The organism is Solibacillus sp. FSL K6-1554, assembly GCF_038005185.1.
GTDB classification, from domain to species: domain Bacteria; phylum Bacillota; class Bacilli; order Bacillales_A; family Planococcaceae; genus Solibacillus; species Solibacillus silvestris.
Genome location: NZ_JBBOSS010000001.1, coordinates 732,060 through 756,899, shown reverse-complemented (window position 1 = coordinate 756,899; position 24,840 = coordinate 732,060). Strand labels below are relative to the sequence as shown.

At 37.5% G+C, this 24,840-nt stretch carries 19 protein-coding genes; 7 read left to right on the top strand and 12 right to left on the bottom strand.

Annotated elements, in window-relative coordinates; genetic code table 11:
- The first annotated feature begins 176 nt into the window (after positions 1-176).
- On the top strand, positions 177-2,537 hold the full coding sequence (secA2, locus tag MHB58_RS03585; protein ID WP_340734703.1) for an accessory Sec system translocase SecA2: 2,361 nt from the start codon (positions 177-179) through the stop codon (positions 2,535-2,537).
- Between the two features lie 3 nt (positions 2,538-2,540).
- The gene (locus tag MHB58_RS03580; protein WP_014824668.1) at positions 2,541-3,446 is read left to right on the top strand and encodes an accessory Sec system S-layer assembly protein; all 906 of its coding nucleotides are present in this window, start codon (positions 2,541-2,543) and stop codon (positions 3,444-3,446) included.
- A gap of 497 nt (positions 3,447-3,943) precedes the next feature.
- Here the strand turns inward: MHB58_RS03580 and MHB58_RS03575 are convergent, their stop codons facing one another.
- Positions 3,944-4,495: a C40 family peptidase gene (locus MHB58_RS03575; protein ID WP_008407374.1), complete on the bottom strand. Its 552-nt coding sequence runs from the start codon at positions 4,493-4,495 to the stop codon at positions 3,944-3,946.
- Between the two features lie 313 nt (positions 4,496-4,808).
- On the bottom strand, positions 4,809-5,792 hold the full coding sequence (locus MHB58_RS03570; protein ID WP_340734702.1) for a C40 family peptidase: 984 nt from the start codon (positions 5,790-5,792) through the stop codon (positions 4,809-4,811).
- A gap of 302 nt (positions 5,793-6,094) precedes the next feature.
- On the opposite strand from MHB58_RS03570, the gene brnQ reads away from it, so the two are divergent.
- Both brnQ and MHB58_RS03560 read left to right on the top strand, forming a co-directional pair.
- Positions 6,095-7,414 carry a branched-chain amino acid transport system II carrier protein gene (gene brnQ / locus MHB58_RS03565; RefSeq protein ID WP_014824670.1) on the top strand — a complete coding sequence of 440 codons (1,320 nt, stop codon included), beginning with the start codon at positions 6,095-6,097 and terminating at the stop codon, positions 7,412-7,414.
- 187 nt (positions 7,415-7,601) lie between these two features.
- Positions 7,602-8,972, top strand: a complete 1,371-nt coding sequence (locus tag MHB58_RS03560) for a S41 family peptidase (protein WP_014824671.1) — start codon at positions 7,602-7,604, stop codon at positions 8,970-8,972.
- Between the two features lie 43 nt (positions 8,973-9,015).
- Here MHB58_RS03560 and MHB58_RS03555 read toward each other — a convergent pair whose 3' ends face one another.
- The 4 genes from MHB58_RS03555 to MHB58_RS03540 all read right to left on the bottom strand — a co-directional run bounded on the left by MHB58_RS03555 (position 9,016) and on the right by MHB58_RS03540 (position 13,691).
- Positions 9,016-9,603, bottom strand: coding sequence for a TetR/AcrR family transcriptional regulator (locus MHB58_RS03555; protein WP_014824672.1), 588 nt, complete (start codon positions 9,601-9,603; stop codon positions 9,016-9,018).
- Positions 9,604-9,911: 308 nt separating this feature from the next.
- Entirely contained in the window at positions 9,912-11,429 is a 1,518-nt protein-coding gene (gene murJ, locus MHB58_RS03550; protein ID WP_014824673.1) for a murein biosynthesis integral membrane protein MurJ, read from the bottom strand.
- Between the two features lie 31 nt (positions 11,430-11,460).
- A complete protein-coding gene (locus tag MHB58_RS03545) occupies positions 11,461-12,549 on the bottom strand; it encodes a glycosyltransferase (protein WP_340734701.1) in 1,089 nt (362 codons plus the stop codon).
- The gene (locus MHB58_RS03540) at positions 12,549-13,691 is read right to left on the bottom strand and encodes a polysaccharide pyruvyl transferase family protein (RefSeq protein WP_340734700.1); all 1,143 of its coding nucleotides are present in this window, start codon (positions 13,689-13,691) and stop codon (positions 12,549-12,551) included. The genes MHB58_RS03545 and MHB58_RS03540 overlap by 1 nt, the downstream gene beginning before the upstream one ends.
- Before the next feature lie 364 nt (positions 13,692-14,055).
- Here MHB58_RS03540 and MHB58_RS03535 point away from each other — a divergent pair, with 364 nt between their 5' ends.
- Positions 14,056-15,003, top strand: a complete 948-nt coding sequence (locus MHB58_RS03535) for a nuclease-related domain-containing protein (protein WP_014824676.1) — start codon at positions 14,056-14,058, stop codon at positions 15,001-15,003.
- Between the two features lie 234 nt (positions 15,004-15,237).
- Here the strand turns inward: MHB58_RS03535 and MHB58_RS03530 are convergent, their stop codons facing one another.
- From MHB58_RS03530 to MHB58_RS03515, 4 genes are all read right to left on the bottom strand, one after another.
- Positions 15,238-15,435, bottom strand: coding sequence for a hypothetical protein (locus MHB58_RS03530; RefSeq protein ID WP_041865790.1), 198 nt, complete (start codon positions 15,433-15,435; stop codon positions 15,238-15,240).
- A 300-nt stretch (positions 15,436-15,735) separates the two neighbouring features.
- Positions 15,736-18,009, bottom strand: coding sequence for an S-layer homology domain-containing protein (locus MHB58_RS03525; RefSeq protein ID WP_014824677.1), 2,274 nt, complete (start codon positions 18,007-18,009; stop codon positions 15,736-15,738).
- A 245-nt stretch (positions 18,010-18,254) separates the two neighbouring features.
- Positions 18,255-19,745 carry an O-antigen ligase family protein gene (locus tag MHB58_RS03520; RefSeq protein ID WP_014824678.1) on the bottom strand — a complete coding sequence of 497 codons (1,491 nt, stop codon included), beginning with the start codon at positions 19,743-19,745 and terminating at the stop codon, positions 18,255-18,257.
- Between the two features lie 226 nt (positions 19,746-19,971).
- Entirely contained in the window at positions 19,972-20,433 is a 462-nt protein-coding gene (locus tag MHB58_RS03515) for a hypothetical protein (protein ID WP_014824679.1), read from the bottom strand.
- Between the two features lie 162 nt (positions 20,434-20,595).
- Between MHB58_RS03515 and MHB58_RS03510 the strand changes: the two genes are divergently transcribed.
- Both MHB58_RS03510 and MHB58_RS03505 read left to right on the top strand, forming a co-directional pair.
- The gene (locus MHB58_RS03510; RefSeq protein ID WP_008407391.1) at positions 20,596-20,862 is read left to right on the top strand and encodes a hypothetical protein; all 267 of its coding nucleotides are present in this window, start codon (positions 20,596-20,598) and stop codon (positions 20,860-20,862) included.
- A gap of 308 nt (positions 20,863-21,170) precedes the next feature.
- A complete protein-coding gene (locus MHB58_RS03505; protein WP_014824680.1) occupies positions 21,171-23,180 on the top strand; it encodes an S-layer homology domain-containing protein in 2,010 nt (669 codons plus the stop codon).
- 277 nt (positions 23,181-23,457) lie between these two features.
- Here MHB58_RS03505 and MHB58_RS03500 read toward each other — a convergent pair whose 3' ends face one another.
- Positions 23,458-24,348, bottom strand: a complete 891-nt coding sequence (locus MHB58_RS03500) for an IS3 family transposase (protein WP_081483418.1) — start codon at positions 24,346-24,348, stop codon at positions 23,458-23,460.
- Complete coding sequence (locus MHB58_RS03495; RefSeq protein ID WP_014822792.1) at positions 24,345-24,647, bottom strand: transposase; 303 nt, start codon at positions 24,645-24,647, stop codon at positions 24,345-24,347. The genes MHB58_RS03500 and MHB58_RS03495 overlap by 4 nt, the downstream gene beginning before the upstream one ends.
- Positions 24,648-24,840: the final 193 nt, after the last annotated feature.

Below are 24,840 nucleotides of genomic sequence, written 5' to 3'. Positions count from 1 at the left end.
TTAAAAAAATTTCTTAAATTATCAAAAAAGTACCATTACAAAATGGGTTCCTATCCAATTTATTTATATTGTTCCTATGAATTCCCTTTTGCTCAGTAGTCTTTTTGTGCATTCTTTGATAAAATAACGAAGTGTCTACTATATTAAAGTAGCCAATTTCAAAGGAGAGTAAAATGATGTTCTCAATTTTCAAACGTAATAAAGAGCAAACGAGTGCTCGAGAGCTAAAAAGATACTATAAAACGGTAGAGCAGATTAACAGCCTCGAAGCAACATATAGTCCTATGTCTGACGAAGAACTTCGAAATATGACTTTTACATTTAAAGAACGTTTAGAAACCGGAACACAGCTGGTTGATATCATCCCTGATGCATTTGCTGTTGTCCGTGAAGCTTCTAAACGAGTATTAAACATGCGCCACTTTGATGTGCAGTTAATCGGTGGTCTTGTATTAACTGAAGGGAATATTGCCGAAATGCCGACAGGTGAAGGGAAAACACTTGTTGCCTCACTCCCTTCTTATGTGCGCGCATTGGAAGGCAAAGGTGTACATGTGATTACGGTAAACGATTACCTCGCTAAACGTGACTACGAATTGATCGGGCAAATCCACCGTTTCCTTGGATTAACAGTGGGATTGAATGTTCCAATGATGGAGCCTGCAGATAAAAAGGAAGCGTACAATGCGGATATTACATACGGTGTCGGTACGGAATTCGGTTTCGACTACTTGCGTGATAATATGGCACATACTATCGGTGATAAAGTACAGCGCCCATACCACTTTGCGATTATCGATGAAGTGGATTCCGTCTTAATTGACGAAGCAAAAACACCGTTAATCATCGCGGGTAAAATGGGTGCAAACGAAGAACTGCACCGTATTGCTGCAATGTTGGCGAAACGTTTCAAAGCTGAAGAAGATTATGATTTCGATGACGAAACGAAAGCGACTTCTTTAACAGATCAAGGTATCGAAAAAGTTGAAGCGGCATTCGGAGTCGACAACTTATACGATCTGGAACATCAAACTTTGTACCATTACGTCATTCAGGCAGTACGTGCACACGTTATGTTTGAGCGTGATGTTGATTACATCGTACGTGATGACAAAATCGAATTAGTCGATATGTTTACTGGCCGTATTATGGAAGGCCGTTCACTTTCTGACGGCTTACATCAGGCGATTGAAGCGAAAGAAGGCGTGACAATCACTGAGGAAAACAAAGCACAGGCACAAGTTACAATTCAAAACTACTTCCGTATGTATCCGAAATTATCAGGGATGACAGGTACTGCGAAAACTCAGGAAAAGGAAATTTTGGAGGTTTACGGTATGCGCGTTATTCAAATACCGACAAACCGTCCACGTCGACGCCTGGACCAACCGGATATCGTATTCGAAAAAATCGAGCAAAAATACGAATATGTGGCACAGGAAGTATTGCGTCGCCATGAAAAAGGACAGCCGGTATTAATCGGGACAACTTCTATTTTGCAATCTGAAAAAGTAGCGGATTATTTAAAAAAACATGGATTACAATTCCAATTATTAAATGCGAAAACAGTCGAACAAGAGGTTGAATTAATCTCAGGAGCTGGTCAAAAAAACCGTATTACAGTCGCAACAAATATGGCTGGACGCGGTACGGATATCGTATTAGGTGAAGGCGTTGATGAACTTGGCGGTTTATTCGTAATAGGTACCGAAAAGCATGAAAGCCGTCGTGTCGACAACCAATTACGCGGACGTTCCGGTCGTCAAGGTGACGTAGGTGAAACTCGATTTATCCTTTCAATTGAAGATGATATGTTCAAACGTTTTGCAAAAGATGATGTCGAGAAATTCCGTAAAAAAATGACAACAGACGAAATTGGTCTTATTCAAAATAAAGAAGTGACAGAGCTAATCGAACGTACACAGCGTATCGTTGAAGGTGCACATTTCTCTATGCGTGAATACAACTTAAAACTGGACGACGTGATTAATGATCAACGCCGCGTAGTATATGATTTACGTGATAAAGTATTACGCAATGAAAATATTCTGGAACATTTAGTAACGATGATGAAGGAAACTGTAGATTTTGCCGTTCGTGAAAATGCCTCTGAAGATAAAGATATGCTTGAGTGGGATTTTGATAAAATGGAACGCACAGTGAACTCTTTATTCTTAACACCTGTTACTGTGAACCGCGAAGAGACGAAAGTGAAGAGAATGCTCGACGCAATGGAGCCTTCCGTAAAAGAATTAACGAAAGTTATCGAAGGCTTTGCTGAAAATGAACAAATTATGTCGATAATTCCGAAAGTCATGCTGAGCTGTATCGATCAAATGTGGGTAAAACATCTAGAACAAATGGCTCACTTAAAAGAAGGTATTGGCTTACGTCATTACCAGCAAGAAGACCCAATGCGTATTTACCAACGTGAAGGTTTAGAAATGTTCGGGAAAAACTATCAAGAGCTTCGTCGTAAAATTGTAGAAGAACTTGTAACATTTATGAAAAACATTACGATGAATGGAGAGGAATAACAGATGGGTTTATTCGATTTATTTAAAAAGAGTGACAAAGTAGGGAAAGACAGCGCAGTTGATTCATCATCTGTCGTAAAAACATCTGGTGATACTTCAAAAAAAGGCGCAAAGCGTGATGTCATTACAAAGTTATCTTTCCATCCTGAGTGGGATGTACCGCAAGAACAAAAATACGTATTCAATTTCTTAGCAAATGATTTAGCACCATTGCAACCAAATCAATTATCATTATCAGCAATTAATATTGAGCCCTCAATGGCGGACGGGTCATGGAATGTAAAAGCATTTTTCCGCTCTTCATTATCGGAAGCAATCGAATTAGGCGAAATCGAATTATTGATTTTGGATAAAGATGATAACCGTATTGCTTCACATTACTTTGATTTTAAAGAGCTTGGTGTAATCCCGGCAGAGAGTGCGCGACCATGGATTTTCACATTCCCTGCTTCTTCTATTACAGCAGATGAAGTGCCTGGAGAAGGCTGGAAAATTTCTTTCAATCTGCTTTCATTACGCGGTCATCAATTAGACTTGGACGATACATGGAAGAAACAATTACCGAAAAATCAGCAAGAAAAATTAGCAGATATTGTGAAAACTTTACCGAAGTTAGGTAAAACAGAAGTAAACTTTACAGGACTACAAGCGAAGATAAACGAAGATGGCAGCCTACACGCTTCAATTTTCATCCGTAACGGTCACGAAAAGGCGATTAACTTAGAGCAGTTACCGATTGAAATTATGGATGCACGCAATGTCTTAGTCGCAAAAGGCTCATTTAAATTAGACCCTGTATTAACAGTACAGCCTAATACGACAAAACCTTGGACTTTCATCTACCCTAAAGAATTAGTTACAGCTGAAGGCGCTGACTTATCTCGCTGGACAGCTCGTGTACCACAATAGTTTTATATGAACAGGCAGCATTCGGAAGTCATTAACTGGCTTTCGGGTGCTTTTTTGGTTTGTGGCTCGCTTATATTTGCTGATTTTTCGGGAAAAGTAGAAGGTTTCTGATCTATTGTGGAAACTTTCACCACTAATGTAGAACGGTTCACTCGGAATGTAGAAAGTAGCAGCACTTATGTAGAAACTTCCGCATTGAAAGTAGAACTTCGACTTTTTATTCGCCATTCAATCAGGAAATGTGGAAAGTTTCAGCGCTAATGTAGAACGAAGCGCTCATAATGGGGAACACGTCGAAACTTATAGAGAAAATTCCCCTCTCTAAAAGTAGAACGCCATTCAAAATTCTAACTTTCCCACCCAAAATATAGAAACCTAATCTATCATTCAGCCGCACTACCAAGCCCAAACCACACTAAAAAATCCCCCACCCTATAAAAGGTGAGAGATTATAATTACGAATTATGCAGTATGTAGTAGTGTGTGTAAGCTATGTATTATTCTGCTTCTGGAGTGTTGTCTACATCTGAATCGTCTGCATCTGCTACAAGGGCTTCTTCTGTTGAGAAGTTGGCGATGCGTTTAGCACCTACGTACTTTTTACCCCAGTAATATTTGTCGTTAATGCTTGTTTTGATAACACCCTTGCTTGTAGAAGCGTGGATGAATTTTCCCGAACCAATGTAAATCCCTACATGAGAGATGCGTTTGCCTGATGTGTTAAAAAATACTAAATCGCCTGGCTCAAGGTCACTTTTCTTAACTTTCGTACCTTGCGTATACATATCTGAAGATGTGCGATTCAGTGATGTAATGCCTAGTTCTTTAAAGACATGACGTACATAGCCAGAGCAGTCAAAGCCTTTTGCTGATGTACCGCCGTATGAATAGCGAACTCCTAAATATTTTGAAGAGACTTCTTTTAACTCATCAATCGAGTAAGCAGATTCTTCTGCAGAAGCTTCCTTTTCATTCACCGGTGCGAAGAAAATTACGAAGGCAGCTGCCAAAGTTAGTACGGTATTGCGTATTAATTTTAAGTAATCCATCGTGTTCCCCCAACCAATAAATTTTCTGAAAACTTAACTGATATTAGGTTAACACGAGATTATATTTAATGACATTACAGTTATGTAACAACAAAGTTACATTTACCCGCTTTTAAATAACTTCAAACATTGCCAAAGAACCTATTTTAATTAGGATTTTTAAACTATTACCCAAACAAATACCTCTATTAATTGTAATATTAACCAATATTTAAGCTCTTTTTTGTAACATTTGTAACATTATCACGAATTTATGTAACAAAAAAAGAACTAGTAAGTGATTTTCAACACCACTTATTAGCTCTTCACTATTTTATTTTAAATTATTAATGCGTTTGTATGCGACAAAGCGCTCATCCCAATATTTTTCTTTGACATTCGAAACCGTAATCCCTTTTGAACCTGCATGGATAAATTCATCATTACCTATATAAATCCCCATATGTGAGACATTTGGGATAAATGTATTTTTGAAGAATACTAAATCTCCCGGTACAGGTTGCGTCACTTTTGTCGTATCTTGTTCGAAATACATAAGACTGCTTTTACGATCCATTTGGATGCCAACTGAATTAAATATGTAGTTTACAAAGCCGCTACAGTCAAATCCATCTGTTGTCGTTCCGCCGTATTTATAAGGTGTGCCTAATACTGCATTAGCCGTTTCAATAGCTTGTGCATAAAGGCTTTCTGTTTGTTGCGAAACCTTCCCAGGCATTGCAACTTCCTTCTTCAACTGTTTTTCAATCGCATCATCGGCTGTTTGATTAAAATTAATTTCCGCTTCCACTGTTTTGGCAGAAGGCGCTTCAACAGCTAAGTCTTCAGTTGATTGCGGACTGATTGTCAGCTTTTGACCAACTTTAATCGCATCCGTTTTCAAATTGTTCAGCTGTTTAATACTCGCTACCGATATACTATACTTTTTAGCGATCTTTGTTAAATTATCACCTTTAATAACGGTATGAGAAACGGCATTCTGCAGGGTTTCGGCTTTTTCCTCTACAACTGAAACAGCTGTTGTTTTTGTTGCTGCCGTTTTAGTTGCCGCCGCCGTTTTGCTCAATGCACTTTTTGCTGGTGCAACGACCAGTTTTTGCGCAATAAAAATGCGATCTTGAGATAGTTTGTTCCATTGTCTAAGCTGATTAATCGTCGTGTTATGAGCTTTGGCTATTTTTGTTAACGTATCGCCATGTTTCACCGTATAGGTGGATGCTTGGGCATCGGGTGCAATGAATAGTGCAAGTGAAAATGTGACACCTGTCAGCACTACCTTCCATTTATTATTCAACATGAAAACTCCCCCTTCTCAATGAAACTATTTTTTACTCTATTTTACTTAATTTTTAATAGAGGATACAACCCTCTTTTAATAAGAAAATTATTCGGATAGCTATATTTTTCTTCTATTACTATACTCACATAGTAATATTATTTAATAGAAATAAACGAATATTTTATAGACACTGAATTGTTGCAAAATGATTTCTTAAAATATGCTTGTTTTTTAATAGTTTTATGATAGAATTAGTTTTTGTTAAAAGATTTAAATTTTTAGAAAACTTTGTATTTTCAAATTAAAGGAGTTAAGTCAACATGAATAGCAAGTCAAGTTTTTTCCGTGAGAATATCGCGGTAGGTTTTATGTTATTTGCATTGTTCCTAGGTGCAGGTAATATCATATTCCCACCACAACTAGGTCAAATGGCAGGGGAAAATATTGTAATATCCATGATCGGATTTTTAATAACAGGAGTCGGGTTGCCTCTATTAGGTATTATTGCCGTAGCAAAAAACGGCGGAGACTTAGAAATATTGGCAGGTCGTATTAATCCATATTTTGGTATAATATTCACGTCGATTATTTACTTGTCGATTGGACCATTCTTTGCAATTCCGCGTACTGGCGCTGTGTCTTATTCAATCGGTGTGGAACCGTTTTTAACAGAAGCAATGCGAGGTAGCTGGATTCCATTATTTATTACAACACTTATATTTTTCGGAATTACATTCTATTTAGCTTATAACCCGACAAAAATCGTCGACCGTGTCGGAAAAATTTTAACACCTGCACTTCTAATCGTTATTTGTTTACTTGCGATTAAAGCAGTTATTACTCCATTAGGTGAAGCTGGTGTAGCGCAGGGGCCATATATTAATAACGCTTTTGGTGAATCATTCATTCAAGGTTACTTGACTATGGACGTACTGGCATCATTAGTATTCGGAATCGTTATCGTTCAATCATTAGTTGCTCGTGGCGTAACGGATAGAGCTAAACAAGTTAAAATTACAATTTTCGCAGGTATTGTCGCTGCAATAGGTTTAGCATTTGTCTATGTATCATTAGGTTATATCGGTGTAACAAGTACATCGGCTATCGGCTTCCAAGAAGATGGCGGTACAATAATTTCTCTAGCAGCACAGCAACTATACGGACAAGCCGGTAATATCATTTTATCAGCCGTTATCATTTTAGCTTGTTTAACAACATCTGTAGGTTTATTATCTGCAAACGCAACATTTTTCCATAAGATTTTTCCGAAAGTTTCTTACCAGGTGTACTTAGTTATTTTCGCACTTTTCAGCTTCGGTGTTTCAAACTTTGGATTATCGGATTTAATTAATCTATCATTACCTGTTTTGGTTGCAATTTATCCATTCGCCATTGTGCTTATGATTTTTGCATTATTCGGAAATCTTTTCAATCATGCACCGAGCGTGTATGGAATGGCTTTAATTTTCACAGGTATTGTGGCAATTTATGACGGAATCAAACAAGCCGGATTCGAAATCGAAGCTTACGATAAGTTTTTATCAATCTTCCCGTTTTATGAGCAAGGCATCGCATGGGTTGTCCCTGCATTAGTTGGTGGTGTCATCGGCTACATCATGTATTTAGCAAAACGAAAATAAGTTTAATTACCAAAATGAGGGTAAGTTATAAGTGTAAAAACTTGTTACTTACCCTCTTTTATTGACTAAAAATAGATTAAAATAATTTTTTATACTTACCATAAATTAGTGAAGTATTCATGATAAAATATGGTAATATCGCTATTGTGGCATTACGCATTACAAATAAAACTAATGAGGTGGACTCGTGCTAAAAAGACGTTTGTCAGCAATACTGTTTTTCATCATGTGCCTAACCGTTCCTTTGACGGTGCTAGGTGCTCCTTTAGATGAAGCAAAACAGATTGTTAAGGAAAACTATGTAGGGAATATTAATGGTGATATCAACCGTGCTACAAGCATCGACCAACTGACAGAAATGCTCGATTCGTATTCCGCTTACTTTACACCCGAAGAATTCGATGAGTTTATTAGTGGCGTGGACCTTACTACTGTAGGCATCGGCGTTATCATTGAAAAGGTTGAAGGCGGTGTACAAATATCCGAGCTGATCGATGGGGGCAGCGCAAAAAATGCCGGCTTAAAAGCTGGTGATATCATCACAGAGATTGATGGGAAACCGGTTGCAGAATTGACAATCGATCAGGCTTCTTCACTTATTAAAGGCGCAGCAAATACAACGGTTTCTTTAACGCTTTCACGTGAAGACGGCACAATTTTGACGAAAAAATTAACACGTAAAGCTTTCTCGCTTCCTAATGTGGAAACAAAGCTTTTATACGGTAATACGGGATACATTTCATTGAATTCATTTTCAAACGACACGGCGAGTCTTGTTTCAAAAGCCATTCGTGATTTAAAAAATAAAGGGGCAAAATCATTTATTTTCGATTTGCAAAATAACGGGGGCGGCTATGTAACCGCAGCAGAACAGCTTATTGGTATGTTCCCGAATGCCTCCTATGCCTATAAATTGAAAGAAACTTCAGGGACATCTATTGTACGTTCGATGAAGCAATCAACAACATTCCCAGAAAATACGAAAATGCTTATAAATCGATATAGTGCCAGCTCGTCGGAAATGACTGCGGCAGCACTTTCCGATCAGAAAGCAGTCACACTTTACGGGGAAACAACTTATGGTAAAGGCTCAATGCAGGCATTTTACGAGCTTGAAGATGGCAGCTTCCTAAAATTAACAGTTGGCCATTTTTATGGTCCAAACGGTACGAAAATAAATGAAGTTGGGGTTAAACCTCATATTAAAACAGCAAGCGAGCCCCTCTTTAAAGCACATTACGATACAATCGTTTCAAACTTAAAAAACTATAAAGAACTTGCTGCCTTAAAAAATGTTCCGTTAAATAAAAAATTTACGATCAAGTTTTCCGCTAAACTGGCGAAAGGGTTCAATGCTTCTTCCGTAGAACTAGTAGAACTGGGTGCGGATACCGTAAAGACAACTCACACATTATCGGGTCAACAGCTCGTTGTTACCCCTGCAAAAGAATTAACAGCTGGCAAAGAATATGCCGTCATCATTCATCCTAAAGTAAAAAATGAGAAAGGCAAAAATCTAAAAGTCGGTTTTTATTTACATGTAACAACCAAAAAATAACGAAAAAGAGACGATCTGCACATTAGCAATCGTCTCTTTAATTTTATGATTGTACTAAACTAAGTTCAGTTGCAAAATAAATCATGCAAATCTCTTTTGCTAGCTGTTCTGGACTCGTTTTCTTCGTCAGTAAGTTTGTCAATGTCAGTCGTTCCACCGAACCAATAAGACTTTCTGCAAGAATAGTAGTATCCACCTGCTTTAAAACATTCGAATCTTTTAACTGTGTATTTAGGATATGTATTAATTCAGAAACAAGCATTTCCTTTACGGCTGTTGATTGCTCTGCTTCATAAAAACCGATTTTTGTGAGGTTAGGATTTTCGATAAAATAGTTAAACATAAGTGTTAGACTCTCCTGAATAAGATCGATTCCAAATTTTCCGTTGATGTCATATGCTGAAAATATTTCAGTTAATTCATTGTGGAACCTCTTGTTTAAATCATTAAACAATATTTCCTTACTTTGAAAATATAAATAAAATGTCGGCTGTGTTAAACTAGCAGATTTTACAATATCACTAATTTTTGTTTGATGATAACCATATGTAGAAAATAACTCAATTGCATTTTCCATTAATAATTTTTTACTTTTTTCTCCGCACGAATTTACACGTCTTCCTCTTGCCATACTTCTCCACCCTTATCTCTATTTAAGATGTCTAGTAAATTATAGATTAAATTCCAATTATTCCACCTATGATTATATAGTAAAGTTTTTTTAAAATAAAGTTTTCCGCCATATAACTAACATTTCTCCTTATCATTAACACCCTATTGACATAAATTAGCAATAATTTAAATTTTATTATCCGTAAATTGTCTTGTTTTAAGGATAAATAGCATAAGCGAAGGATAAATTTCCCTTTTACTAAAATATTATTAATCTTATATAAAAAAGGCGTATCCTAAAAAATTTAGGATACGCGCTTTATCATATTATTTTTTTCGTAAAATCTTACCTTTTACTTTACCTGTAATCTGCTGCAGCTCATCCATTTTGAACGCGAACAGTAATATCATATAGCTAATTGACGCAACGATAAATGTAGCAATTATATGAAGCCATTTTTGATCGATTGAAATCCAATGTGCAATCGCCCAGTTAATTGCGACGTATATTAGTCCAATGATGGTCAACTTAAACAGCTGACTAACGTTATTGTCCAAAAGTTTTAACTTATATTTACTTTGAAGCACAAATACAAGCAACAGGAAGTTTACGATAGCACTGATTAATGTCCCTAGGGCAACCGCATTAGCGCCCATTTCATCAATCGTCGCCATTACGACCGCAATATTCACACCGAATACTGTTAAAATACTGAATATCATCGGTAATACGGAGTTACCCTTCGCATAGTAGAAACGCGTAATATACGTGTTTGCAGCAAGGAAGAACATTGTCGTACTGAATACTTGCAGCAGTGGCGCTGTAATCGCTGTTGACTTTGCATCAAATTCTTTATATTCAAATATGATGCGGACAATCCCTTCTGCCTGGAAGTAGAAAAACACCGAAACAGGCAATACTAGTAAGTATAATAAACGCATCCCGCGAACATACAGTTGTTTTACCGACTCTGTGTCCCCTTCTCCTTCTTTTTTGCTGAGTAAAGGGAAAATAACGGTCGTTACAGCAGTCATTAAAATTGCCTGAGGGAACTGAGACATTTTTGTCGCATAGTTCATCGCTGACGGAACACCAGCTTCCAGCATATTAGTAAAGAATCGTTGAATTAAAATATAAAGCTGTGCAGTCGCACCGCCAAGCATAATCGGCAACGCAATTTTCCATAGCATTTTTTGATCTTCAGCCTGTTTAAAGTTTGGCTTGAAGGACATTTCTTTCACATTCCGAACTCCGAATACAAGAAACAGGAACATACAGATTGCCCCGACTAATGCCCCGATCCCCATTCCGACCGGTCCCATTGTGATGGATAAGACTACGGATACGAGTAAAAATGAAGCGTTATAAATAAGCACTGAAAACGCTGATAAATGATAACGGCCCTGGACATTTAAAATACCGCTCATCCAAGTCGATAATACGAGCATAATCGTCGATGGCATCATCCAGTAGTAAAGCGAGCGCAGTATTTCATATTCCGCCTGATTCTCAACTTGGAAAAATTGCATTAATATCGGATCGGCCAACGCCATAAATAAAATGACAATGAGCGTAATCGAAACAGCAATCGTTGTAAACGTTCGCTGTATATATTCGGTAATGCTTGATGTCGTCTTATGGTATATGGATATAAACGCCGTCGTAAACGCTCCGCCGATGACTAAATATAAAAAGTTTGGAATTGTATAAGCATTAACAATACTATCTGAGTATAAAGTGGTACCAAATTCAACCGCGATATATGTTTCACGGGCAAAACCGACCAGACGCGCTAAAATATTAATAACCGCGACGGCCCCTATTATTTTTAAAATTCCTTTCAACGCTTATCACAATCCTTTAATTACAATTACTTTATTTCGCATGTGTTGTGTAGAGATCTTTTAAACGTGCAATAATGTTTTTTGCATCATGTGTATGAAGCAGCTCAGCTACACGTGCTTCATTCACTGCGATTCCGTCTTTCACTGCATTTTCAAGTGCCAGCTGAAGTAAAATCTCGTCTTTAGGAGGCACTAATATTCCTGCTCCATCTGCCAGCATATAATGCAGTCCCCCGACATCCGATGCAATGACCGGTGTGCCGCAGCTCATTGCCTCTAAAGCTACTAATCCCAGTCCTTCAATATAAGAAGGGAGTACGAAAACATTAGCCGCCTGAAAATAACGCGCCAACTCCTGCTGTGGTAATGGTTCGATAAAATGAATCGAAGTATTGTCCCTAGCAAGCTCTTTTACTTTACTAGTAAAATTACTATCTTTTGTCGAACCAACACAATAAAGAGCGGCTTGCTGTGGAAGCGATTCCGTTACTTTATTGAATGCACGTACAAGTTCTGTAACGCCTTTTTCCCGTATAATGTTACCTACGAATAAAAAGTTTGTCTTGTCAGGGTCCATTCCAAGCTCTTTTGCATGTTGTTTTTTATCGTCCGCTTTATTGAAAACCGTGCGATCAATCCCCATGCTCATTACCGAAATTTTATCGTTTTCAACATGGAAAGTTGTTTCAATCGTTGCAGCAAGCTCTTCCCCTACTGCAATGACATGATCTGCAGACTGTAAAATCTTCTCCGTAAACTCACGGATTTGTCCGCCTTTTTTAGCCATTTTATTAATATCGCCGCCATGTGCCGTTACGATATACGGGATATTGTGACGCTTTTTTAAATAGTAGCTGAATATCCCGCTCGGAAATACGTAATGACTATGTGTTAGCGAAATATTCCGCTTGTTTGCACGGAATACACGCATAAACTGTTGAGCCCACTTTAAATATTTCAGAATAACATTTTTCTTTCCTGTTGCTGGATTGGTATTTACCGCGAGCACTGTATCGATACCCTCTTGTTCCAATTGCTCGACCTGATTTTTCACGAAAATGCCGTAAGCTAAATGTTCCTTTGAAGGATACATATTGCTAATGACGAATACTTTTTTCATTACTTTTTCGCACCTTCTTTTAAAAGCTGCTCCCCTAATGCTGATTTTTCTTTAAATGACGCATTTGTACGAGCCGCTAAGTTTTGTGCACCGTTCCAATCTACTGCCATATCGTTAAAGAGCATCGCAAACTTCTCGTCTGATTCATGAAGCGAATCAATCGGTAAAGAATAGTTGCCAAGCCCCGCCATTTGTAAGAAGTCATTCACCTTCACATGATAAGACACACCGATAATCGGCGTTTTCGCATCCGTTGCCAATATTAATGAATGAAGTCTTGTACCGATTAACACATCAAATGTAGACGTAAGATGTAAAATACGCTGCGGCGGCAAGTTTTCATCAATAATTTTTGTATTCTCCGGATGCTTCATTTTAGCCTGAATATCTTTTGTCACATCAGCATCTTGCGGATATTTTGTCGCAAAAAATGTTACATCGACATTATGCTCCTCAATTAAACGGTCCAGGTTTTTCGCCATGCCATTAATATAGTTTTCGTATTTAGTCTCATCGCCTGTTGGCCAGTATGAAGCATTATAGTAAGGAACCGCTGTAACACCGACCGATTTTGGTTTATCACTATAATTTGAACGTTCTACTTCTAAACTAAATGCCGGATCTCCAATTACATGTACATTACGTTTTACCCCGATTGTTTTTAGAAGCTGTTCAGATTGCGGATCACGCACTGAAATATTTTGTGCATGCTTGGCCATATACCGGATAAACCATTTACCTAAACCTGTGTTAAGCGGGCCCGCACCACAACCGTAGACAACATATGGTACATTATTATTTTTGGCCATCATCGCATAAGAACCATACAGCGGTGCTTCACGTTTATAAAGATCCATCAAAATACCGCCGCCGCCGATTACGACAAAATCAAGGTTTTTCACGACATTAGAATTTTCTTTATACGTCTTCATAAACGTTTTCACAGCATTACCGTTTTTGTAATATAAAGGGTAACTTTGCACAGAATAACGTTCAGCTGTTTGTTTTGGGTTATTACTAAATACCGTAATATTTTTTGTATCTATTTGAAATACCTTCTGCAGTTGGCGAATAATACTTAATAAAATCGCCTCGTCTCCATTATTATCATTCCCGTAATTTCCAACAATACCAATTTTCATTTATTCATTCATCCTTTGAATCAAGCATATTAAGTACGCTTGGCTTATTTCATTTTTCATTTGAAAAACACATCTGAAGTCGATGTGTTCTGCGTTATGATTCGTATTTTCAGTATAGCATAATGTCTGTTTGAAACGATATTCCCGAGGGCAAGATCACACCATTTCACAAGAAGAAAATTAACAATAAATTTTTAGTTTTTCGTTAATGAGACGGTTTGCATATAAGATTAGTTTCATTTTTACTTTTTGAAGTGGAAATTATGCATTAAATGACTTTTCCAGGGCATTTGCAAGCCGGGAAATTTTCAGATACATTGCTGTCATAGAGATTTTGTCTCAATGCACGAGTAGAGGTGATTTATTGTACAGGTCTGAAAATCTTGTTTATTTGGAAGCTCTTGTTTCTAGATTACAAGCTGATGATGAAGAGTTTACCTCTTATCAAGAAGCTTATTATCGCGTCCAAGCTGGAGTTGCAGGCGAATTAAAAATGCAGAGAACATTAGCGGATTATCATTTTATTGGTCCACATAAAATTTTTTATAACTTTGAATGTATAAATGAAAAGGGTTTTTCACATCAAATCGATGCCCTTATAATTACGACAAGATTTCTTCTCGTTGTTGAGGTTAAACAAATTTCCGGTACATTATTTTATAAATCCGCATTCCACGAGTTCGCCCGTCAAACGGAGGAAGGGGTTTTAGAAAATTTCCCGAATCCGTTTGACCAGGCTTACCGGCATCAGTTATTTTTATCGCATTTATTATCAAGCTGGAGAATTCAGCTGCCTGTCTTATATATTGTGGTCAATGCTAATATCAGAACAAAATTGGATTCGTCCTTAAACGGTTCCCCGATTATTCATTTAAGCGGCCTGCCGAAGTTTCTGAAGAAATTATATCAAAACTATGGTGAAACAAAACTTGATTTAGTGAAATTGGAAAATAAATTATCGGCCATCTCTTGCAGGCTACCTGTTAGAAGAAAAATAGATAGATATCGTATACGAAATGGCGTCCTTTGCAAAAAGTGCGACTTTCAGCATGTCATGTATTATCATCACGGATTATGGATTTGCCCACATTGCGGCGTGAAAAGTAAAGAGGCAATCTTTTTAGCATTACATCACTATCGCGTATTAATCGGGGACCGCATTACAAATCGTGAATTGAGGGAATTTGTCGGAATCGACTGTAAAGCAGTTACTTCCAAACTGCTGAAGCGCTTAAACTTTGAGCAATTTGGCAAAGGACGTGGTGTCTATTACTTAATTCCTGAAGACGTTTTAGATCAGCAAAATGGATAGGTTGTTTTCTTATGTAATTTCTACTTAAAGGAGGTGATGAGTTACTTACGAAGTATATTCTTCTAGTTTTTTCCGGGTAGAGTTCTACTTTTTTGGGGCTTGGTTCTACATTAACGTTAATTCATTCTACTTTCTGCGACAACTTGGCGAATACTCGCAACCATTTCTACTTTTCAATTGAAACTTTCTACTTTATCTGATTAATGTTCTACTTTCTTGATGCCAAGTTCTACTTTAACCGGAAAGCATTCTACTTTCGAGCCAAAACTTTCTACTTTCTGCAACAGCTTGGCGAATACTCTCTACCCGTTCTACTGTTTGAATGAATGTTTCTACTTTACCCGGGAAACGTTCTACTTTCTTGGTGCGAAGTTCTACTTTAATCCAAAAGCATTCTACTTCCGCGCCATAATATTCTACTTTCTGCGGCAACTAGGCGAATGCTCGCAACCTGTTCTACTTTTCGAATGAAACTTTCTCCTTTACCTTAGAAATGTTCTACTTTCCTGAAACGAGGTTCTACTTTCGCGCCAAAAAATTTAATATCTTCAACAACACTGAAGCCAATACTTACACTTTCCCCATAAAAAATACATTCCACGTAATAAAACTCTCCGTTTCAACCTCACTTCGTTTAATTCCCTCCCCCTCTTCCCCAACGCCCCCTTTTCTCCATAAAAAAACCTTTGTAAAAGTTGCGATTCCTCGCTGCAACTTTACAAAGGTTCTCTCTTATTTGTTTTGTGTAATTGTGCGGTATAAGAATAAGCTGAAGTGCACGCGTGATACTTCTTGACTTGGTTTATAAGTATTATCTTCATAACCTGTCGTAATTTCATTTGCTGCTAGCGTATGAATATAATCGTACGCCCAGTGCTTTGTACTTACATCTTTAAATTTCGTAGAGGTAGTACCTGTTAACTTATATGCTTCAACTAGGATTTTCGCCATTTGAGCACGAGTTAATGGTTTGCCTGGCTCATACTTGCCATCACCAGTACCACTCATGATGCCTGCTTGTACAATCGCTGCAACTGCACCATAATATGTGCTCTTTGTTGATAGATCGCTAAATCCAGGGTTTGGTACATCTTTTGTAGATAAGCCTAATGCACGAGTCAGCAGTACAGCTGCTTGACCTCGGTTCAATGCTAAATCCGGTTTGAATGTACCATCCGGATACCCGTTGATTAAGTTATTATCCACTAAATATTGAATTTCTTTTTTATATACATTGTTCACAGAAATATCTTTGAATAATGGTTTTTCTACCGCCTTTACAACGATATCTTTAGAAACAGATTTTGTTCCTAATGTCGCTGTTACACGGGCAGTGCCTTCTTTACCATTCGATTTGAAAAGACCTGAGCTGGATACTGAACCGATGTTTCCATCAACAGACCATTTAATTTGTGAATCGTTATAAATTAATGTTTCATTATTTGATCCTGTTACATTTGCTTTTAATTGAAGCGATGCATTTGGTTCAACTGGACCTGTTACACCTGAAATAGAAAGTCCAGCAGGTGCATCGACTACATTAAAGCTGATTGTTTGTGTTGCGCCTTTATTTGAAACCGTTAGACGTTCTGAGCCAGGCGCTACAGCTGTATAGCTTAAGCCGTTAACTGTTACTGTGTTATTTTGCGGTGTTAACACAAAATCACTTGTATTTACTGCCAATGGATTGTAATACTCGTCCAACACATAGTTTGGTGTAAGTTTCACTGTTGCACCGACTAATAACGTACCTACTTTATCACGATTTACTTGAATATATTTAGGTGCATTTGTTGTTGGTGCTGTACTGATTGCTTCAATAATAGCAGATACGCGACGTTGTGTACCTCCAGACGGTGTATTGGCTAAAACGACTGTGTTACTGCCGTATTTTCGAATACCCATTGTTGTTGAACCGCCGCCATCTAAATTAATCGCACGGTCAAAGCCAAGGCTTACTAGATAATCCGCAAACTGTGGTAAAGACATACCTGCACTTGAGTTAATACGTCCGTCCACTGTAATTAAGTGTACTTTCTTTTTATCTTTGCTGATTGCAATCGCCGTACGTGGTGCAACTTCTCTTGCACGTGAGCTTGATTCGTTGATTGTGAGATTTTTCTTGCCGTCCAATACGAGTAATGGACCACTCGCCATCATAAACTGTGCATCCATCCAACGATCATCAATAGCAAAGTTTACTGAAATTTCATCGCCGACTTTAATACCACGGTATTTATCGCCCCATGCTGATCCATTAAAAGAAAGCACGAAACCGTTACGCGGAATTTTCGTTTTAGTCTCATCATCATAACCACGGATTGCAGTTACCTTACCCGTTAATGTTTGGCCGAATTTCGTTGCACCGACCGTATTTCCAGTTTCAACGATAAACTCCATACCTTTTCCATTGTTCGGCGTCATAGAACTATGATTTTGCGGTGTATAAATAACCGCCTCATCTGTTCCGCGCTTTACATTAAGACCGTTTACTTCATTTGTTTGACCGTTATATGTAACGTTAATCTTACTATTGTAGTAAGCAATCTCTCCGTATCCGTCCTTTGTAATACCGAATGCGATCGGTTGGCTCACATAGTTCGAACTTGAATCTGAAATAACGCTTGGTGTAACGATTGTATTATATTGAGAAATTAAATATAAAGGATAGCCATCCCCCATATTATAGAAATTAGAGTTGATTGCCCCAACTACCCGGTTTCCTTCCTTCGTATGACTGTTCGCATGTTGTGTCGTTGTCATTAGCGTATTGACCGGAGTTGGTAAACCTAAACCGATTTTTGTGAAAGAGTCTGTTAAATCAACTTCTAAATGATTAACCACACTTGTTTTAGAACCTTTATGAGTATAGTTTGAATATGTTACCCCTGTCGAAATCGGGTATGAGTCATTTGTCGTTTGTGCTGCACTTGCAAATTGCGGTGTACTGAAAATGAGTGCAAACACCATTAGCACTGCAATAAATAGAGATTTATTTGTTTTCATAATTTGTGCTTCCTAATTAAATTGAAGCAAGTCACCTTCCTTTCTTAATGTCCTATCTCTAACCTTAACAAATTTTCGCATGAGAAACTATTAATCTTTTGTTACATTTTACAAGAAATCCATTTTTTCAACATAAAGTTACATCTTGTATAAGAGAATAATGCAAATACAATAATGGAAGCTTCTAAAATAGTCTGTACATTTCATAAAAAAGAACTACCCCCATGAAGAGATAGTTCCTTAATTTATTCTGCTTTTTGTTTTTCGTAATCGCTGAGCTTGAGCATTGGATACATTGTGCGCATACTTGCAAATATTCCAAAGAGAATAAAGTAGAATAGTACATATACTTTTAATTCCCAAATATTATAGAAGAAGCCTGCTACACCTGTTGCAAACCATAGCCCGAATAAATATTGCCCGAAGATTGTTTTACGTTCTTTCCAGTACATCCATACCATCGCCAGTAAGAAGCCTGCAAATAATAGAACGCCGACTGCACCTGTCTCTGCAATAACTTGAATATATTGGTTATCGGAATAGAAGTTCTTGCCGCCGTATATATCAGAACGGATACCGTACTCCTCATAAATCGGTGAGTCATATGATAAAGTTGCCGAACCACCGAATGTACCAAAACCGGCACCTGTAATCGGATAATCCTTCAGGACTTCAAACCCTTTTTTAATATAGAACATACGACCACTTTCCTGCATCAACTCCAAAGTGTCGTCCGAGAATGTTTCCGTGAAGCGATTGCTGATTCCACCAGAAATTTCCTCTGGTGCTACCGTGTTTTCCACACCTAAGTTCTGTAAAAATGATACTCCCCAGTTTACAGGGAAATAAATTAGTGCGATTGCCACAACAAATGAAATGGCAATTCTCTTCAATAGCTTCCAATTTCGTGATAGCAGCATGAAGAATAAGACGAAGACGAACGCTGAAATCCATGTACCACGGGAAAGTGTCAATAATAGCATTCCAAAGAAAGCGACTTGTGCTATACGGAATGTCCATTTAAATTCATTATTTTTATAGGCCCATCGCAGGAAGAATACCGCGCCAATAGCAAAGAACATGACTAATGCCAGTGAGTTCGGATTGTTCAGCATACCGTAGACACGCACGAAGTTTGTTGAAGAAAGTATTTTTTCCGTCCAAATTTCCGGCATTAATAACTGGCGCATCGACAGTTTTTCGAAAATCCCCTGAATGAAAATAACTGCACCTGAAAATACAGTAACCCATGCCAGTTTCACAAGGAAGTTTTTCGGCAATTCACTGCGGCTTAGAATGTAATACAGTAAATACATAACGCCGAATGTACGTAATTGGAAGACGATCGCACCAAGTGATACACCGTTTTTGTAGCCAATGATTGCACCGAAGATTAAAAAGGCGAAGAAGAAGTATTCAAATGGTTTGAAATGAAACCAAGTTTTAAATTTCTTCGTATTAAGTAAAAATAAACGCAGTAATACGACGATTGTAATTAAATCGCCGATGAGTTTAAGACCAGGGTTCAGTTCAATAAAGAAGGTACGGAAAATAACGTACGGTACTAAAATTACTAAACTTTGAAAAGGCTTAAAAAATGCAAAGAGTACAAAGAATACCGCTGTACTGATTTGCGCTATCGAAGGTGGAAGCAGTAAGGCCGCCACAAGTACAAGAATTGCCCCAAAAATTTCGAGCCACTCTTTTTTATTCATTTTGACAGAAATGTCATTCATAGATGTCCCAAACCCTTTCCTATATGTAGTTCTCTATTTTTAGATGAGTTTTACTCATGTGGATTAAGACGAACTTAAGTATAATATGGTTACAATTATAATTCAATGAGAGTATAAAACACACCCTAAATTACTAGAATAATTGTCAGATCAATGGTTTTTCAGTCACATAACATAAAAAAAAGAGAGGAAATATGCCTCTCTTCAAAACTATCTAAATCGAAACTTATTTTAATAAAACCTTAATTTCCCATTTAAATAATTCTCGATATTTTTTCGTTATAACGAGCATTAATAATAAAGGGAAAATAAGCACAGTCAATTGTGAAATATAAAATTGTATTGGCATCGTTCTAAATAAAATAGCCATTGAAATGAGCTCGATGGCACTAAGCAGTATTGATAAACATAGTATGAAAGAAAGTATGACAATTTTGAGTTTTTTGTAAGTAAGATGACCAAATAAATTATAGATATACACAATTAATACAAAACTACCTAATATAAAATACATAATATACTCTCGAAAAGGTATGATCATATGTTCTTCATGTGGCGTATCAACAGTAATTATATCTACAGCCCACCCTAAGTGAAATATGAAACAAAAAAGCGCTGTATAAAAACTTAATATAAGAAAAAGTGCTATATCTCCAATATATGCAATAAACTTATAAGCTTTATTCATTTTTACTTGCCCCCCAAACCTCTCGAATTAAAAAACCCCTAAATTTTACCATTAAATAACCTTGAAAGATTTTAAAACTTTCTGCAGCAAATCCCTCCAGTCATTCATAATTGCTTATCAAAACCATAAAATATATACATCACTATTTTGGAGGTCGTACTATTGCAAACTAATAACCGTAAGAAAAACAATGAACCGCCGATCGATAACAATCCATTAATTCAAGCCGCTTCACTTGAGGTATTAGCCGGCTTGTTAGCTACGTTAGCTGAAGGGATTTCTACATTTGCATCTGCTCTTGCCCTACAGGAAACACAGCAGCAGGTCACTAATAACAATCAAAACAACGTGAATCTCCAGGAAGTACATGAACAGCTTCATTACTTAACAAAAGAAGTAAAAAAAATATCGAAGGCATTAAACTTGTAGTCATTTTCCGGTTTTCTTAAATAGAAATACGATGCTTTGTTTTGAAGTGCCTTCTATTTGTTTATCCCTATTCCTCTCATATAAAAAACCTCCCCCTCAATTGAATTTTATGAGCTTTAACCCAGCTCACTCTTTTTTATATCTTCTATCCTTATAGTATTGAACTCATTTTTCCCTATCATCAAAATATTTTTCAAAGGACTTTTTAATTACATTTATATTACAAACGTCTAAAGAATTAGGATTCATCTATGATTCTCGCTCATATATTGGTAAAATATCATCATATAGGAAAGGAGCGTGAATCTGTGTTTAAAAAAATAGTTGGACTAGCATTTGCATTAATCGTTGCTCTATCTTTCACAACACAATCAACATCTCATGCAAATGATATAAAAGGCCATCAAATGGTAAATGAATTAACATACTGGTCTAATCTTAATGTCATCCGACCAGACAGCAAAGGAAATTACTACCCAAACCGTGCCGTTACGCGAGGTGAATTTGCTTCTTACATTACACGCGCACTTGAATTACCAGACTCAACTACATACACTTTTAAAGATTTAAAAGCTGGTAATGAATTGACACGTGAAATCCAGGCAGCTGCTGGCTCGAATATTTTAAGCGGTTATCCTGATGGCACATTCCGTCCGAACGAGAAGATTACGCGCCAGCATATGGCAGCACTTTTGGAAAAAGCATTGCGTTATTCAAACGTGCCATTGGAAGGACAACCATTAACATTCAAGGATAACAACAAAATCAGTGATCAGTTCAAACCAGCTGTAGCTACAAATGTTTACTATAATATTATCCGAGGATCACATACGAAAAACGGGGTATTTTTTGAACCCCAAGGCAATGCGACAATCGCACATGCCGCAGCATTTTTATTCCGTATGCAAACGACAATCGAAACATTTGCTGTAAAAGAAGGTGAAGGACCGGTGGAAACACCTGCTCCGAACCCAAATGTTTATTATGTCGGCAAAATTTCAAATGGAGTAATTACGAAAAACTCTACTGTTTACTTTAACTACGAACAAGCTGAATCAGCGTTAAAAAATTCTGGCTCAAACTTGATTATTAAAGGCGATAAAATCATTAAAATGTCATCTGGCATCGCTTCAGCAGCTGACACGAAAGCAAACACTGTAACAATTTATTCAGACAAAAACTTCACGAAATCGTTATCGTACGCTGTAGAAGGCTCTCAGTTTAAATACATCGGAAGCAACAATCAGTATGCAATCGTTCAATTAGCTGATACAAAAGGCTATGCGAAAATTGATGAAGTTACATTAACACCGACAAGCTTAATTAAAGGACAAGACTTCTATTTTGTTGAAGGCGGTTACTTAACACATCGTACGTACAACCATATTACACAAAAGTATAATTGGGATTATGTAGTGAGTGAAGCACCTGTATTTATGCAGCGCGGCGGTCAATACTATAGCCAGGATGGTGTAAACTTCTACTCTGATGTTCTATTAACGAAAAAAGTAGGCACACATTATCCGTACTTCCAATTCCAGTCAATTCGTCAGCCATCTAACTATACAGCTGAGGAACTGGACAATATGATTATGACTTTATTAGCAGAGCGCCAGGCAATCAAAACTTCCCCTCAATATGCTAAAGCAACGACTGAATCTCGTTTAATCGGCATGGGTAAATTTTTAAAGCAGGTGGAAGCACAATATAATGTCAATGCCCTATTCATTTTAGCTGCAGCAATGCACGAAGGTGATTACGGTGTAAGTAAAAATGCATTAACGAAAAACAATATTTTCGGTATTAAAGTATTCGATACAGATCCGACATTAGGTGAAGTTTATAAATCTCGTGATGATAGTGTCCTTGCGTTTATTAACCGCTATGTCAACCTGAACTACGTGCCTCAATCAGGAGGTTATGCAAAAGGTGCAGCACCGGGGAATAAAACAGCAGGCATGAACGTGCACTATGCATCAGATCCATTCTGGGGCAGTAAAATTGCGGGCCATATGTACCGTATGGATAACCGCTTTGGTAAAAAAGATTACAAACAAGCTAAATTGGCCTTCGTATCATATGAAAATGGTCTTTTAGTAAATGTTCGTAACGAGCCATCTACAGCTTCGCCAGTTCACTTCACTTATAAAGCCAAATATGTAGGTGAAACAGGCGTGTTCGGCTACCCTATCTCAATCGTTGAAGAAACGAAGGGTACGGACGGCTATGTATGGTACAAAATTATGTCAGACAATAACCCTCCTGAAAAATACGGTTGGGTACGCTCTGATTTAGTTCAACTAATTCCAGGAAATTAATTTTTTAAATCCAGTACTTCTTACGGAAGTGCTGGATTTTTTTGAGTTGGGGCTGAGGTTGCGAGAGTTGTTGTCTATTAGAAAAGTTGTGAAGGTTATTAGAAGAATGGGATAGGATATTTGAACTTCTGGCTATGATTTTAGAACATCTGGTCTTCTGTCAATATTTCGGACACGCGTTAAGAGACTTTTTTGCTACCGCCCTTCGGTTGCTCTGTTTTTCATCCCTCCATGCCCAGACCTGAGCATGGAGGGATGAAAACCCTGTAAGAGAACTTTATGAGGCATTTTGACAAACTGACTCCTGTTGATTTCTCTCAAATTGGTTTGGTGATAAATAACCGATTGTTGAATGACGTCGTCGTTCATTGTAAAAGTTTACGATATATGACTCCACGCTCTTTCGTGCTTCTTTTTTGGATTCGAAACGGTGACGATAGATCCATTCTTTTTTGATTGTGGCGTGGAAGGATTCAATACACGCATTGTCATAGGGATCTCCTTTACGACTCATGCTAATTTTAATCCCATGTTCTTTTAAAGTTCTTGTATAGCTTGTGGCACAATATTGTGCGCCTCGATCTGAATGATGAACTAATCCCTTCTCGGGTTTTCGAACTGCTAATGCATGCTTCAAGGCTTGATCTACTAATGTTTCTTCCATATGATCTGCGATGGCCCAGCCGACGATTTTACGAGAATATAAATCCATGATGGACGCAAGATACACCCACCCCTCCAGTGTTCGAATATAAGTTATATCTGCGACCCATACTTTATTTTTCTCTTTTACTTGAAATTGACGTTTGACTAGATTCGGATAAATAAATTGATGGTGATTGGAATCCGTTGTTCGTTGAACAGTTTTCGGGATTACGGCACTTAACCCAAGGTTTCGCATCATATTCGCAATTTTCTTTTGCGAACAGACATAACCTAAACTCGCTAAGTCTTGCGCAATGCGAGGGCTACCGTATGTACCAAAACTCCTCGCATACGATCGATGAATCTGATAGGCAATTTCTGTATCACGTACTTCTTTTTCCGATAAGGGCTGTATCTGTTTTTTACGCCAATCATAATAACCGCTTTTTGAAACCATCAATACTTTACACATCATCGCAATGCCAAAGTCGTTTTTATGCTTTTCAATGAATGCATAAATCACTCGGGGTTTTTCGCGAAGATGTGCATAGCCTTTTTTAGAATTTCATTCTCTTCTTCCAAATCACGTAACTTCTTATCAAACGCTGCCTGCAACTTATCTACTTCGCTAGAAGTAAAGTATCGTGTGACATCCTGATTTTTCGATTCACGATAATCTTTAATCCATTTATGGATCGTTGAAGACCCAATTTCAAACTTAAATGCCAGATCTGAAACTTTTGCGCCATCTTCTAAAACAGACTTTAAAATGTATTCTTTTGTTTGTGCGTCTAATCGCTTACGAGTTTGTTTTTCTTTCATCGGTTCCACGTCCTTTTTTAGATATCTTAATCTTAAAGTGTCTCTTAAGACGTGTCCATTTTTTATACTAACCTCACATCCGGATGTCATTTTAGAAGAAATGCCTATTATATTAGAACTTGGCACTTTTATTAGAACATTTTTCAAGATATTAGAACTTCTGATAAAGATATTAGCAAATCGAAAACAAAAA